Genomic DNA, 14,134 nt, shown 5'->3' on the forward strand with positions numbered 1-14,134 from the left:
ATGGCCGAGCGGGTCTGTGTCGGCGCCATCGCCGGTGCCTTTGGCGTCCGCGGCGAGGTAAGGCTGAAAAGCTTTACCTCGCAACCGGATGATATCGCGGCATATTCCCCGCTTTGGACCGAGGATGGAAAACGCATGTTCACCGTCCGCCTGACGCGGCCGGTGACCGGCGGTCTTGGCGCCCGCTTGTCGGGCGTCGACACCCGCGAGGCCGCCGAGGCGCTGAAAGGCGTCACGCTTTGGGCCGATCGCGACAAGCTTCCGGTGCTGCCGGATGATGAATTCTATCATGCCGATCTGATCGGATTGGCGGTTTATGACACCGGCGGCGTGCTTTTGGGCAAGGTCCGAGCCATTTACGACCATGGCGCCGGCGATATCCTTGAAATCTTTGGTCCCGGCCGCAAGCAGACGCTGCTTTTGCCCTTTACCCGGGCGGTGGTGCCGACCGTGGATCTGACTGCCGGGCGCATCATCGCCGATCCGCCGGACGAAGACGAAGACGATCAGGAATGACCACGGATCCGACCCAGCCCCCCGGCGACACCCCGGAACCGCGCTCGACGGACCAGAAATCCCATGGTCAAAAGTCGCATGGTCAAAAGTCGCATGGTCAAAAGTCGCATGGACGGCTGACGATCCGCGCCAGCCTTCAGCCGCGCGACCTGATGGCCGAACCGCCCGAGGTCAAGGGCGCCTGGACCGCCCGGATCATCACGCTTTTCCCCGAGGCATTTCCCGGCGTTCTGGGGCTTTCGCTGACCGGCAAGGCGCTGGCCGAGGGGCTTTGGAACCTGCGCACCACCGATCTGCGCCCCTTTGGCATCGGGCGGCACCGCAATGTCGATGACACGCCCGCCGGCGGCGGCGCGGGCATGGTCATCCGTCCCGATGTGATGGACGCGGCGCTGCGCGAGGCGGCGGGGCATGGCGCGGGGGACGGCTTGCCGGTGATCTATCTGTCGCCGCGCGGCAAGCCCTTTACCCAGGCCCGCGCCCGCGAGCTGGCGCAGGGTCCCGGGATGGTGCTGATCTGTGGCCGTTTCGAGGGCGTCGACCAGCGCGTGCTGGACGCCCACGGGGTCGAGGAAATCAGCATCGGCGATTATGTCCTGACCGGCGGCGAACTGGCCGCACAGGTCTTGATCGACGCGACGGTTCGCCTTATACCGCGCGTGCTGGGGAATCAGGCGTCCTTGGCCGAGGAGTCCTTTTCCCCGGATCATGGCGGCCTGCTGGAACATCCGCAGTATACGAAGCCCGCCTTATGGGAAGGCCGCGCGATCCCGGACATTCTGTTGTCGGGGAATCACGCGGCTATTGCCACATGGCGGCGCGACATGGCCGAAAGGCTGACCAAGGAACGCCGCCCCGACCTGTGGCGGGCATATGGGGAAACCCATATGGACCCGGCAAAGGACCGACAGCTCTCGGGCGCATCAGACCAATCGCGGAACCACCGCGAGAGAACAGAGGAACCAAAGCGATGAACCTGATCGCCCAACTGGAAGCCGAGCAGATCGCCTCGCTCGGCAAGGAAATCCCGGATTTCAAAGCCGGCGATACCGTCCGCGTCGGCTATAAAGTGACCGAAGGCACCCGCACCCGCGTACAGATGTACGAGGGCGTCGTGATCTCGCGCAAGGGCGGCGGCATCGGCGCGTCCTTCACCGTGCGCAAGATCTCGTTCGGCGAGGGTGTCGAGCGCGTCTTCCCGCTTTACTCGACCAATATCGATTCGATCACCGTCGTGCGCCGTGGCCGTGTCCGCCGCGCCAAGCTGTACTATCTGCGTGATCGTCGCGGTAAATCGGCCCGTATCGCCGAGGTCACCAACTACAAGCCCAAAGCCGACGCCAAGGCCTGAGGAGACGCGCCATGAAAGCAGATATTCACCCCGACTATCACATGATCGAGGTCAAGATGACCGACGGCACCACCTATGCCGTGCGCTCGACCTGGGGCAAGGAAGGCGACACCATGTCGCTGGACATCGATCCGACCTCGCACCCCGCCTGGACCGGCGGTTCGGCCAAGCTGATGGATACCGGCGGCCGCGTGTCGAAGTTCAAGAACAAATACGCCGGCCTGGGCTTCTGAGCCCGCGCCACGCGCCAAAGGAAACGCCGCCCCAAGGGGCGGCGTTTTTCATTTGCGCGGGGTGGTCGGGGCTGGAACGGGCATTTCGCGCCATGGCCGGTCGTTTCCGGGAAAGGGCCGGCCCGATCCCTCACGAACCGGGGTCGGCGGGTATCAGATCAGACCCGCGAAAAGCGGCGCCCGCAGCGGCGGCCCGAGCCGGGGGCTCAGCGGCTGTCCAACCATAGGGCCATTGCCGGTGTCAATGACGACGCGGCCGTCCATATATTCGCGCAGAACCGGCCCCTGCGCGCTGCGATAGGCCGAAAGCGCGATGGTCGCATAGTCCAGGGTCGGGCTGATATGCACGGCGATGTTCATTGGATGGCTCCTTTCGCATCAAGGCGTTCGACAAAGATGTCCCAGATATCCGGGTCGCGGTTGCGCATCAGCTCGGATGCGGTCAGCGCGGGCGTGTCCGTGGTCAGGCGCAGCGGCATGTCGCAGATCAGATGCGGATCGCCGGTACGGCGGTCGATCAGGCTCACCGCGAAGCGGGGCGAGATGGGCATCGCGGCCCGCAATGCAACTCCGGCGAAAGCCGGCAGATGGGTCAGTATGGTCATCCTTGGCTCCTTTTTCATGGCACGTCTGGTCCGGAACGGCTCCGGTGAATTAATAACGACATGATCAATCGTGTTTTGCAACAAAAAAATATACACAAAACTGATCGTGATTAAAGAATGAAGCAAGAACAACGCCTTGCGCATGAGTGGCCAAGGGGTGGAATGGGGCTTCGGGAGTCGGGAATCGACCACTTTGGGTTGTTTGGGCGCTTTCCTTCGCCGGGGGCGCGGCCTATGTTCGCGGCGTTTTCGCTGACCACCGCAGGGGGATTCGTGGCGCATATCATCGTTGTCGGGAACGAAAAGGGGGGCTCGGGCAAGTCGACCACCTCGATGCATGTCGCGACGGCGCTGGCGCGGATGGGGTATCGGGTCGGCGCGCTGGATCTGGATGTGCGTCAGCGCAGTTTCGGTCGCTATCTGGAAAACCGGGCCGCCTATATGGCGCGCTCGGGGATCGCGCTGCCGATGCCGCTTTTGGGTCACCTCGAGGCCGAGACCGGCGACGGCGTCGATCCGCTGTCGAAAGCCGTGGCTGGGCTTGAACCCGAATGCGATTTCATCCTGCTGGATTGCCCCGGATCGCATACCCGGCTGAGCCAGATGGCGCATACGCTGGCCGATACGCTGATCACGCCGATGAATGACAGCTTCGTCGATTTCGACCTGCTGGCGCGCATGTCGCCCGAGGGTAAGGTGCTGGGCCCGTCGATCTATGCCGAAATGGTCTGGGCCGCGCGGCAATTGCGCGGCGAGGCCGGCGCGGGGCCCATCGACTGGTTGGTGCTGCGCAATCGGCTGGGCACCCAGGCCATGCACAACAAGCGCAAGGTGGGGGGCGCGCTGACGACGCTGTCCAAGCGGATCGGATTTCGCGTGGCGCCCGGCTTTTCCGAACGCGTGATCTTTCGCGAATTGTTCCCGCGCGGCCTGACGCTGCTGGATCTCAAGGATATCGGCACCGATCAGCTGAGCATGTCGAATCTGGCGGCCCGGCAAGAGTTGCGCGATCTTGTCGCAGAATTGAACCTGCCGGGCGTCACTGTCGCATTCTGATCCCCCCGGGCGGCATTGTTGCGACGGCCCGACATGGTTATGTTGCACAGGTGCTTTTCAGGAGAGGACGATGACCGCATTCACGCGGATCGCCCGCGCCGTATTGGCGGCGATGATATTGATGCTGGGCGGGGCCGTGCCGGCACTGTCCGAAACCGCCGGCGCAACCGAGCGCAGCGAATTGCCCGTCGTCACCCTTGCCACCGCCGAAAAGACCCCGATCGAGGCGCGCGTCCCTGTTTCGGGTTCGCTGGTCGCCCGCCAGCCGGTCCAGATCCATGCCAATGTCAGCGGGTATGAAATTCAGGGTGTGATCGCCGATGTCGGCGACCGGGTCAAAAAGGGCGACGTGCTGGCATGGCTGTCGGATGACGCGCTGACCGCCCAATATGAACAGGCGACGGCCGAATATAGCCGCGCCGAGGCCGCCGTGCGACAGGCCGAAAGCCAGATCGACAGCGCCGTCGCGGCGCTGACCGAAGCGGCATCGACGCTGGACCGTACCCGAAGCCTGCGCAAATCGGGCAATGCAAGCCAGGCGGTGCTGGATCAGGCCGTCGCGGCCGAGGCTTCGGCACAGGCGGCATCGGCGCTGGCGGCGGATGGGCTGACCGTGGCGCGCGCGACCTTGGCGCAGGCCGAGGCGGCGCGCCGGCTGGCGCGGCTCAATCTGGATTATGCGCGCATCAAATCGCCGGTCGACGGGGTGGTGATCGAACGCACGGCCGAGCTGGGCGCGATTTCCGGCACCGGGGGCGATCCGCTGTTCACCGTGATTGGTGGTGGCGAGGTCGAGCTCGCGGCCGATGTGATCGAGACCGCGCTGGGTCAGCTGAAGCCCGGCGACAGCGCCGAAATCGAGGTTGCGGGCATCGGGGTGATCGCGGGCAAGGTGCGGCTGGTGCCGGCCGCTGTCGATCCGCTGACCCGGCTGGGACTGGCGCGCATCTCGCTTGACGCGGACCCGCGTCTGCGGGTGGGTCTGTTCGCCAGCGGCTGGGTAACGACCGAACAGCGCGAGGCGATCACGGTGCCCACCTCGGCGGTGCTGGCGGGCGAGGGCGGCGCACGGGTGCAGGTCGTGACCGATGGCCGCGTCGAAACCCGCGAGGTCCGCGCCGGCCTGACCTGGCAGGGCCGCAGCGAAATCACCGAGGGGCTGACCCCCGGCGAACAGGTGATCGCCCGCGCCGGCGCCTTTTTCAGCACCGGCGATCAGGTGCGTGCGGCGCCATGAATTTCGCCACCTGGTCCATCCGCCATCCGGTGCCCCCCATCGCGGCCTTTCTGGTTCTGTTGATGATCGGGCTTTACAGCTTTCACCGCCTGCCGGTGACGGCCATGCCCAATATCGACCTGCCGCTGGTCAGCGTCACGGTCGCGCAGCCCGGCGCCGCGCCCTCCGAGCTGGTGCGACAGGTAATCCAGCCGATCGAGGACAGCATTTCGAGCATCACCGGCGTGCGCCATATCAGTTCGAATGCGACCGACAGTTCCGCCAGCGTCATCGTGGAATTCGAGCTTGAGACCGATACCGACCGGGCGGTGAACGATGTCAAGGACGCGGTCGCCAATGTCCGCGCCGATCTTCCCGAGAATGTGATCGAGCCGTTGATCCAGCGCATCGATGTCAGCGGTCAGGCCATCCTGACCTATGCCGTCAGCGATCCGGGCAAGAGCATCGAAGAGCTGTCGGATTTCGTCGATGATGTCGTGTCGCGCGAATTGTCGAACGTGCCCGGCGTCGCCAGCACCGAACGCATCGGCGGCGCCAACCGTCAGATCAATGTCGAACTCGACCCCGCCCGGATCGAGGCCTTCGGGCTGACCGTGGCCGAAATCTCGGACCAGATGCGGGCCAAGAACATCGATATGGGCGGCGGGCGCAGCGATCTTGCCGGCACCGAATATTCGATCCGCGCGCTGGGTTCGGCATCGGATGTGGCACGGCTGGCGGCGACGCCGATCCTGATCGGGCCGGGCGGCGAGGCGGGGCGCACCGTGCGGCTGGATCAGCTGGGCACGGTCCGCGACGGCGCAAGCGAAGAGCGCCGCTTCGCGCTTCTCGATGGTCAGCCGGTGGTGGCCTTTGCCGTCTTTCGGGCCAAGGGCGAATCCGATCTTGCGGCCGGGGACGGCACCAAGGCCCGCGTGGCCGAGATCGTCGCCCGCCATCCCGGCACCCGCATCACCCTGATCGACGATGCGACCACCCACACCTCGGGCAGCTATCATTCGACGATGGAGACGCTTTACGAGGGCGCCGCGCTGGCGGTGATCGTGGTCTTTATCTTTCTGCGCAACTGGCGCGCGACATTGATCGCGGCGGTCGCGCTGCCGCTGTCGGTCATTCCGACGTTTTTCGTCATGCATATGCTGGGCTTTACGCTGAACGGGATCAGCCTTTTGGCGATCACGCTGGTCACCGGCATTCTGGTCGATGACGCCATCGTCGAGATCGAGAACATCGTCCGCCATATCAATATGGGCGCCCCCGCCTATGATGCCAGCATGGAGGCCGCCAGCGAGATCGGCCTGACCGTCATTGCGATCAGCTTTTCCATCGTCGCGGTCTTTGCCCCCGTCAGCTTCATGGGCGGGATCCCGGGCCAGTATTTCAAGCAGTTCGGCCTGACGGTCGCGGTCTCGGTGCTGTTTTCGCTTTTGGTGGCGCGGCTGATCACGCCGATGCTGGCGGCCTATTTCCTGCGCGACAATGCGCATCTGCACGAGGAAAAGGATGGCCCGATCCTGCGCGGGCTGATGGCGATCCTGCGCTGGTCGCTGGATCATCGCGGCCGCTCGGTGCTGATGGGGCTGGGGGTTTTCGCGCTGTCGATCTATTCGGCGACGCTTTTGCCGACCGAATTCATCCCCGCCGGGGATGTGGGCCGCAGCCAGATCTCGGTCGAGCTGCCGCCCGGCGCCACCATTTCCGATACCCAGGCCGAGGTGCGGCGCATCTCGCAGATCGCCGCCCGTGAGCCCGAGGTGATATCCGTCTTTGCCAATGGCGGCGATGGCAGCGTGACCAAGGCGCAGCTGACGGTGAATTACGGCCCCAAGGATTCGCGCGAACGCTCGAGTTTCGAGATCGAGGACGAGTTGCGCGCGGCCTTGGCTGATATTCCCGATATCCGTCTGAATTTCCAGAACGAGGCCGGACAATCCGATTTCACCGTCTCGGTGCTGGGCGACAGCGAAGAGGCGGGGGCCGAGGCGGCGCGGCGGATGATGGTCGCGATGCAATCCGTTCCCGAGCTTGAGGGGGTGAGCTCATCGGCCAACCTGCAACGCCCCGAGATCCAGATCCATCCCCGCCCCGAGGTCGCCGCCCGCATGGGCGTCACCGCAAGCGCGATGGCCACCACCCTGAGCGTGGCGACCCTGGGCGAGAACGAGGCCGATCTGGCCAAGTTCAATGCCGGCGACGAACAGATCCCGATCATGGTGCGGCTGAACGAACGCGCGCGTCAGGATGTGATGGCGGTGCGCAATCTGCGCGTGCCCAGCAGCGCCGGGCCGGTGCCGCTTGAGGCGGTGGCCGATATTTCCATTGGCGCCGGCGCGACCGAAATCGAACGCTATGACCGGCGTTTCCGCACCTCGGTTTCGGCCAACCTTGCCGATGGGGCGCTTTTGGGGCCGGTCAGCGCCAAGGTCACCGAGCTGCAAACCCGGGTCGAAATGCCCGAGGGGACCGAGATCGAAGCTTCGGGCGATGCCGAGATCATGGGCGAGGTGTTTCAGGCCTTTACCGTGGCGATGGTGTCGGGGGTGGTGCTGACCTATGTCGTGCTGGTCTTGTTGTTTCATAACTTCGTGACGCCGGTCTCGATCCTGATGTCGCTGCCGCTGGCCATTGGCGGCGCGATCATCGCGCTGTTTCTGACCGGCAATTCGATCAGCATGGCGGTGGTGATCGGGTTTCTGATGCTGATGGGGATCGTGACCAAGAACGCGATCATGCTGGTCGAATTCGCGGTCAGCGCCATGGATCGCGGCGTGGCCAAGCGCGAGGCGATTCTGGATGCGGTTCATAAGCGCGCGCGCCCCATCGTGATGACCACCATTGCCATGACCGCCGGGATGGTGCCGTCGGCGCTTGGCACCGGAGACGGCGCCGAGTTCAGCGCGCCGATGGCGATCGCGGTGATCGGGGGGCTTTTGCTGTCGACCCTGCTGTCGCTGTTGTTCGTGCCGTCGCTGTTTTCGCTGGTTTATGCCACGCAGGTGCGGCTGGGCGGTGGGTTGGCCAGGTGGATCGGGTTGAATGCGGGCCGCCGCCGGGCGCCGGGCGAATAGGGCAGGACCGGGGCGCTGCCCCGGACCCCGGGATATTTGAACATGAAAGAGAAAGGGGGCCGCGATGGCCCCCTTATCGTTTCCGGCTGGTCCCGTGGAATCAGGCCAGCATGCCCATCGGGTTTTCCAGATGGTTCACGATCTTTTCCAGAAGCTGGGCGCCGAGGGCGCCGTCGATCACCCGGTGGTCGACCGACAGCGTCATCGACATGACATTGCGGATCACCACTTCGCCAGCCTCGACCACAGGGGTGGGGATGCCGGCGCCGACGGCGAGGATCGCGCCATGCGGCGGGTTGATGACCGCGTCGAAGTTTTCGATGCCGAACATGCCCAGATTGCTGATCGCGAAGCTGCCGCCCTGATATTCATGGGGGGCGAGCTTTTTGGTCTTGGCGCGGGTGGCGAGGTCCTTCATCTCGGCGGAGAGTGCCGAGAGGGTTTTTTGCTGGGCATCCTTGAGGACGGGGGTGAAGAGGCCGCCGTCGATGGCCACCGCGACCGCCACATCCGAGGGTTTGAGCTTGAGGATGCGGTCACCGGCCCAGACCGCATTGGCGTCCGGCACCTCTTGCAGGGCGAGGGCACAGGCCTTGATGATGAAGTCGTTGACCGACAGTTTCACGCCGCGATCTTCGAGTTGCTTGTTCAGCTGGGCGCGGAAGGCCATCAGGGCATCCAGCTTGGCCGAACGGCGTAGATAGAAATGCGGGATGGTCTGTTTGGCCTCGCCCAGGCGGGCGGCGATGGTGCGGCGCATGCCGTCCAGCGCGACCTCTTCGGTCTGGCGGTCGGCATACATCTTGAGGATGGTTTCCGCCGATGCGCCGGTCGGTGCCGCCGCCTTGGCCGGTGCGGCCGCGGGGGCTGCGGTCGCGGCCGGGGCGGGGGCTGCGGCGCCGGGCTTGGCGCTTTCGACATCGGCTTTGACGATGCGGCCATGCGGACCCGAGCCGGTCACGCCGGCCAGGTTGATGCCCTTGTCAGCGGCGATCCGGCGCGCCAGCGGCGAGGCGAAGACCCGGCCGCCATCGGCGGATTTCGGGGCTGCCGGGGCAGGGGCTGCGGCAGCCGGGGCCGCAGCCGGGGCGGGGGCAGCCTCGGCTTTGGCGGCGGGGGCGGCTTTGGCGGCGGCCGCGCCGATATCGGCGGCGCTTTCACCCTCTTCCAGAAGGACGGCGATGGGGGTGTTCACTTTCACCCCGGCCGTGCCCTCGGCGATCAGGATCTTGCCCAGCGTGCCCTCATCGACGGCTTCGAATTCCATCGTTGCCTTGTCGGTTTCGATCTCGGCGATGATATCGCCGGATTTCACCGCATCGCCTTCTTTTTTCAGCCATTTCGCCAGCGTGCCTTCCTCCATGGTCGGCGACAGGGCGGGCATCAGGATTTCAGTCGGCATCTTGTGCGCTCCGCTTAGCGATAGGTGACTTTTTTCACCGCCTCGACGACCTCGGGGGCCGTGATCAGCGCGTGTTTTTCAAGATTGGCGGCATAGGGCATGGGCACGTCCTTGCCGGTGCAGTTGATCACCGGCGCATCGAGATAATCGAAGGCGTTTTCCATGATATAGGCCGACAGGTGATTGCCGATCGAGCAGACCGGGAAGCCCTCTTCGACGGTCACGCAGCGGTTGGTCTTCTTCACCGATTCCAGGATCGTGCCATAGTCGATCGGGCGCAGGGTGCGCAGGTCGATCACCTCGGCATCGATGCCGTCGGCCGCCAGCGTTTCGGCGGCGTCCAGCGCATGGCTCATGCCGATGCCAAAGCTGATGATGGTCACGTCCTTGCCCGGACGCGCGATGCGCGCCTTGCCAAAGGGGATGGTGAAGTCCTCAAGGTCGGGCACCTCGAAGCTGCGCCCATACATGATCTCGTTTTCAAGGAAGACCACGGGGTTGCCGTCGCGGATCGCGGTTTTCAGCAGGCCTTTGGCGTCGGCCGCCGAATAGGGCATCACCACTTTCAGGCCGGGGATCTGCGCATACCATGCGGCGTAATCCTGGCTGTGCTGGGCGCCCACGCGGGCGGCGGCGCCGTTCGGTCCGCGAAAGACCATCGGCGCGCCCATCTGGCCGCCGGACATGTAAAGGGTCTTGGCGGCCGAGTTGATGATATGGTCCATCGCCTGCATGGCGAAGTTGAAGGTCATGAACTCGACGATAGGGCGCAGACCGGCCAGCGCGGCGCCGGTGCCGATACCGGCAAAGCCGATTTCCGAAATCGGCGTGTCGACGACGCGCTTGGGGCCAAACTCGTCCAGCAGGCCCTGGCTGATCTTGTAGGCGCCCTGATATTCGCCGACCTCTTCGCCCATCAGGAAGACGGTGCTGTCGCGGCGCATTTCCTCGGCCATGGCTTCGCGCAGGGCCTCGCGCACGGTCATCGTCTTCATCGGCGTGCCTTCCGGCCAGTCGGGCGAGACGTCGCGGGCCGGGGTGGGCGCGGGCGCGGGCTGTGCTGCCGCGGCGGCGGGTGCGCTGTCCGGCGCGGCGCTGGCGGCGGCCGGTGCGGGCGCGCTTGCCACGGCATCGGCGCTTTCGCCCTCTTCGATCAGGACGGCGATGGGGGTGTTCACCTTGACGCCCTGCGTGCCCTCGGCGATCAGGATTTTGCCAAGAATGCCCTCATCGACGGCTTCGAATTCCATCGTCGCCTTGTCGGTTTCGATCTCGGCGATGATATCGCCGGATTTCACCGCATCGCCTTCTTTTTTAAGCCATTTCGCCAGCGTGCCTTCTTCCATGGTCGGCGACAGGGCGGGCATCAGAATTTCGGTTGCCATGTTCTAGGTCCCTCTCTCAGGCGTCCGCTTTGGCGTAGATATCGGTCCACAGCTCTTCCAGCGGCGGCTCGGGGCTTTCCTTCGAGAACTCGGCCGAGTCGTTCACGATTTCCTTGATTTCCTTGTCGATGGCCTTGATGTCGTCCTCGCTCGCATGTTTGCCCTGCAACAGCAGCTCGCGCACATGCTCGATCGGGTCGCGTTCGTCGCGCATCTTCTGCACCTCTTCGCGGGTGCGGTATTTCGCGGGGTCGGACATCGAGTGGCCGCGATAGCGATAGGTCATCACCTCAAGGATGTAGGGGCCCTTGCCGGCACGGCAATGCGCCACGGCCTTTTCGGCGGCCTCCTTGACGGCCAGGACGTCCATGCCGTCCACCTGCTCGCCGGGGATGCCGAAGGCCTCGCCCCGGCCAAAGAGCGTCGTCGACTTGGTCGAGCGCTTCATCGAGGTGCCCATGGCGTATTGGTTGTTTTCGATGACGAAAATCACCGGCAGGTCCCAAAGCTCGGCCATGTTATAGGTCTCATAGACCTGACCCTGGTTCGAGGCGCCGTCGCCGAAATAGGCGAAGGTGACATTGTCGTTGCCCAGATATTTGTCGGCAAATGCCAGTCCCGCGCCCAGCGGCACCTGCGCCGCGACGATGCCATGGCCGCCGTAGAAATGCTTTTCGCGGCTGAACATGTGCATGCTGCCGCCCTTGCCCTTGGAATAGCCGCCGATACGGCCGGTCAGCTCGGCCATCACGCCGCGCGCCTCCATGCCGCAGGCCAGCATATGGCCGTGGTCGCGATAGCTGGTGATACGCTTGTCGCCTTCTTTGGTCGCGGCTTCCATGCCGACGACCACCGCTTCCTGACCGATATAGAGGTGGCAGAAACCGCCGATCAGACCCATGCCGTAAAGCTGGCCTGCCTTTTCCTCGAATCGGCGGATCAAAAGCATGTCGCGATAATATTTCAGCAGCTCGTCCTTGGATACGTTGGACTTGCTGTCTTTGGCTGCAGGTTTTCTGACCATGCTGGCCTCCTCCCGGGGCGGAAATAGTTCACCGTTAAACTAACTTTAGGACATGCTTTCGGGGGAAGTAAACCGGCCTTCTGCGCGTCCGGGGCGCGGGCATGCGAAAACCCGCCAGCGCGGGCGCGCGCGGCGGGTGGGCTTGCCGGGGGGCGATGGCTTAGCGGATGATGATCTCGTCGGCGCGCACAAGGCCCAGCACATCGCGGGCGCGTTCGTCCAAAAGATCGATGTCCAGATATTCGTCGGACAGCCGGTGGGTCAGGTTGCGCATCTCGTCCACCTCTGCCTGAAGGCTGTCGCGTTGCTGGACCAGCGCCTTGGTTTCGGCCTGTAACTGCACGCGCCGCAAGATCCCCGACGGCCCCTGTACCGCGGCATAGGCGAAATAGACCCCAAGCAGGGTCATCAGAGCGAAAAAGATGATGGCGCTGATCGACAGGCGTTGTGACATGGGCTGCTGCTCGTTCGTTATGGCGCGATCATGCCATAGCGTCGCGGTCGGGGGAATCCCCCATGCGGCCGCCATCGCGCAGGATGTCATCCAGAACCAGCGCCATCACACGGGCCGAATCCAGCATGTCGCGCACCCCGATCCATTCATCGGGTTGATGCGCAAGGTCCAGCACCCCGGGGCCATAGGCGATACAATTCTTCAACTTGCCGATGCGGTCGATATGTTTCTGATCATAGGTGCCGGGGCTGACCACATAGCCCGCCTCGCGGCCCAGAACGCGTTCGATGGCGGCGGCGGTCGAGCGCACGACCGGCGCCTCGCGATCGGTCATCGATGGGATCACCTCGAACATATCACGGATTTCATAGGAAAAATTCGGACGTTTCGCGCGGATGCCCTCAAGCATGGCGGTGACCTCGCGCTTGACCTCGGTCAGATCCTCTTCGATCAGGAAACGGCGGTCGATCACGATCCGGCAGCGGTCGGCGACGCAGGGCGCAGGCAGGCCGGTGAAGCCGGGGCCAAGATCCGGCTCGCCGCCATGGATGGAATTGATGTTCAGGGTCGAGTTCTTCGCCCCTTCGGGGATGACCGGCATTTCGGTGCGTTTGGATTTCAACAGCGGAAACAGGCTGCGTTCCATTTCCTCCAGCACGGCGCCCATGTGGCGGATGGCGCTGTCGCCAAGAAACGGCATCGAGCCGTGGGCGATGCGGCCATGGGTCTCGATCTCGGCCCACCAGACGCCGCGATGGCCCAGACAGATCCGGTCCTTGTGCAGGGGTTCGGGGATGAGAACATGACCGACATGGGCGAATGCGCCCTGTTCGGCCAGAAAGGCCACGCCGCCAAAGCCGCCGGTTTCCTCGTCGGCGGTGGCGCTGATCTCGATGCGGCCGGGATGGTCGGGATATAGCGCGACAAAGGCCTCGGCGGCGATGATGCTGGCGGCAAGGCCCCCCTTCATGTCGCAGGCGCCGCGGCCATAGATGCGGTCGCCCTCAAGCTCGCCGCCAAAGGGGTCGCGGCTCCAGCCATGGCCAATTTCGACGACGTCGTGATGGCTGTTGAAATGCACGCATTCGCCGGGGCGGCCGGAATCGTGGCTGGCGATCAGATTCCAGCGTGGAAATTCCGCGCTGTCGCCGGGGGTGCCATGGGCGCGGACCAGCCGGCAACGCCAGCCCTGGGCGGAAAACCGCGCGGCAAGATAATCGCAGATGTCGCGGTAATGCCGCCCCGGCGGGTTCAGCGTCGGGATGCGGATCAGATCCTGCGTCAGGCGGATCAGCGCGTCGCGGCGGTTCTCAATGGCAAGGCTGAGGGCGTCCATGGCCCGAAGGCTAGGCCGGGCGCGGCGCGCGGGCAATGGGCGATCGACGCGATCATCCCCGTCCATCGGTCGGCATGGCCCCGATATGGCCCGCGATGCGGTCATCAGGGCAATTGACACCGCCGTCCCGGCCCCGTTCCATGGCCGCGTGCCCGCCGCCCTGAAAGGACCCGCCGGATGATTGCCTTGTTTCGCCTGATCGGGCTGGTTCTTGTGATCGAGCTGATATTTTACGCGCTGATCTATATCTATGTGCGCAGCCTGCGCCGCGAGGCCCTTGAAAAGGAATGGGACAGGCGTCATCCCGACCATGCCGGTCCGACCGAGGAACGCGACACCTTTGTGCGGCGTTCGATGCTGGGTTACAGCAAGTCGCTGCGCGCCCGGCTTGTCGGGCTGGTGCTGGTCTTGCCGCTGGTGGTGATCGTGACGATCATCTTTTATGTGAACTATAAATAGGGGGCGTT

General features: G+C 64.4%; 15 protein-coding genes. 8 read left to right on the forward strand and 7 right to left on the reverse strand.

Annotation, left to right across the window (positions count from 1 at the left end; genetic code table 11):
* The 4 genes from rimM to rpmE all read left to right on the forward strand — a co-directional run bounded on the left by rimM (position 1) and on the right by rpmE (position 2,100).
* Complete coding sequence (gene rimM, locus ACFOMH_RS12870; RefSeq protein ID WP_377744920.1) at positions 1–516, forward strand: ribosome maturation factor RimM; 516 nt, start codon at positions 1–3, stop codon at positions 514–516.
* Between the two features lie 152 nt (positions 517–668).
* The gene (gene trmD, locus ACFOMH_RS12875; RefSeq protein WP_374423403.1) at positions 669–1,490 is read left to right on the forward strand and encodes a tRNA (guanosine(37)-N1)-methyltransferase TrmD; all 822 of its coding nucleotides are present in this window, start codon (positions 669–671) and stop codon (positions 1,488–1,490) included.
* Positions 1,487–1,867: a 50S ribosomal protein L19 gene (rplS, locus tag ACFOMH_RS12880; protein ID WP_374423285.1), complete on the forward strand. Its 381-nt coding sequence runs from the start codon at positions 1,487–1,489 to the stop codon at positions 1,865–1,867. Before trmD ends, rplS begins: the two co-directional genes overlap by 4 nt.
* 11 nt (positions 1,868–1,878) lie before the next feature.
* Entirely contained in the window at positions 1,879–2,100 is a 222-nt protein-coding gene (gene rpmE, locus ACFOMH_RS12885) for a 50S ribosomal protein L31 (protein ID WP_374423286.1), read from the forward strand.
* Between the two features lie 153 nt (positions 2,101–2,253).
* Here rpmE and ACFOMH_RS12890 read toward each other — a convergent pair whose 3' ends face one another.
* Together ACFOMH_RS12890 and ACFOMH_RS12895 are read right to left on the reverse strand one after the other, a co-directional pair.
* Complete coding sequence (locus tag ACFOMH_RS12890; RefSeq protein WP_377744923.1) at positions 2,254–2,460, reverse strand: hypothetical protein; 207 nt, start codon at positions 2,458–2,460, stop codon at positions 2,254–2,256.
* Positions 2,457–2,849, reverse strand: coding sequence for a hypothetical protein (locus ACFOMH_RS12895; RefSeq protein WP_377744924.1), 393 nt, complete (start codon positions 2,847–2,849; stop codon positions 2,457–2,459). The genes ACFOMH_RS12890 and ACFOMH_RS12895 overlap by 4 nt, the downstream gene beginning before the upstream one ends.
* Positions 2,850–2,978: 129 nt before the next feature.
* Between ACFOMH_RS12895 and ACFOMH_RS12900 the strand changes: the two genes are divergently transcribed.
* From ACFOMH_RS12900 to ACFOMH_RS12910, 3 genes are all read left to right on the forward strand, one after another.
* The gene (locus ACFOMH_RS12900) at positions 2,979–3,761 is read left to right on the forward strand and encodes a division plane positioning ATPase MipZ (protein ID WP_374423405.1); all 783 of its coding nucleotides are present in this window, start codon (positions 2,979–2,981) and stop codon (positions 3,759–3,761) included.
* 70 nt (positions 3,762–3,831) lie between these two features.
* The gene (locus tag ACFOMH_RS12905; protein ID WP_374423292.1) at positions 3,832–4,998 is read left to right on the forward strand and encodes an efflux RND transporter periplasmic adaptor subunit; all 1,167 of its coding nucleotides are present in this window, start codon (positions 3,832–3,834) and stop codon (positions 4,996–4,998) included.
* On the forward strand, positions 4,995–8,066 hold the full coding sequence (locus tag ACFOMH_RS12910; protein WP_377744926.1) for an efflux RND transporter permease subunit: 3,072 nt from the start codon (positions 4,995–4,997) through the stop codon (positions 8,064–8,066). The genes ACFOMH_RS12905 and ACFOMH_RS12910 overlap by 4 nt, the downstream gene beginning before the upstream one ends.
* A 100-nt stretch (positions 8,067–8,166) precedes the next feature.
* Here ACFOMH_RS12910 and ACFOMH_RS12915 read toward each other — a convergent pair whose 3' ends face one another.
* From ACFOMH_RS12915 to ACFOMH_RS12935, 5 genes are all read right to left on the reverse strand, one after another.
* Positions 8,167–9,468 carry a pyruvate dehydrogenase complex dihydrolipoamide acetyltransferase gene (locus ACFOMH_RS12915; protein ID WP_377744927.1) on the reverse strand — a complete coding sequence of 434 codons (1,302 nt, stop codon included), beginning with the start codon at positions 9,466–9,468 and terminating at the stop codon, positions 8,167–8,169.
* A gap of 14 nt (positions 9,469–9,482) precedes the next feature.
* Positions 9,483–10,853: a pyruvate dehydrogenase complex E1 component subunit beta gene (locus ACFOMH_RS12920; protein WP_377744928.1), complete on the reverse strand. Its 1,371-nt coding sequence runs from the start codon at positions 10,851–10,853 to the stop codon at positions 9,483–9,485.
* A 16-nt stretch (positions 10,854–10,869) separates the two neighbouring features.
* On the reverse strand, positions 10,870–11,877 hold the full coding sequence (pdhA, locus tag ACFOMH_RS12925; protein WP_377744929.1) for a pyruvate dehydrogenase (acetyl-transferring) E1 component subunit alpha: 1,008 nt from the start codon (positions 11,875–11,877) through the stop codon (positions 10,870–10,872).
* A gap of 160 nt (positions 11,878–12,037) precedes the next feature.
* A complete protein-coding gene (locus tag ACFOMH_RS12930; RefSeq protein WP_374423303.1) occupies positions 12,038–12,331 on the reverse strand; it encodes an FtsB family cell division protein in 294 nt (97 codons plus the stop codon).
* A gap of 28 nt (positions 12,332–12,359) precedes the next feature.
* Complete coding sequence (locus ACFOMH_RS12935) at positions 12,360–13,667, reverse strand: acetylornithine deacetylase/succinyl-diaminopimelate desuccinylase family protein (protein ID WP_377744931.1); 1,308 nt, start codon at positions 13,665–13,667, stop codon at positions 12,360–12,362.
* Positions 13,668–13,844: 177 nt separating this feature from the next.
* Between ACFOMH_RS12935 and ACFOMH_RS12940 the strand changes: the two genes are divergently transcribed.
* A complete protein-coding gene (locus ACFOMH_RS12940; RefSeq protein WP_374423307.1) occupies positions 13,845–14,126 on the forward strand; it encodes a hypothetical protein in 282 nt (93 codons plus the stop codon).
* Positions 14,127–14,134: the final 8 nt, after the last annotated feature.

Origin of the sequence: Paracoccus mangrovi, assembly GCF_042648425.1 — a bacterium.
GTDB classification, from domain to species: domain Bacteria; phylum Pseudomonadota; class Alphaproteobacteria; order Rhodobacterales; family Rhodobacteraceae; genus Paracoccus; species Paracoccus mangrovi.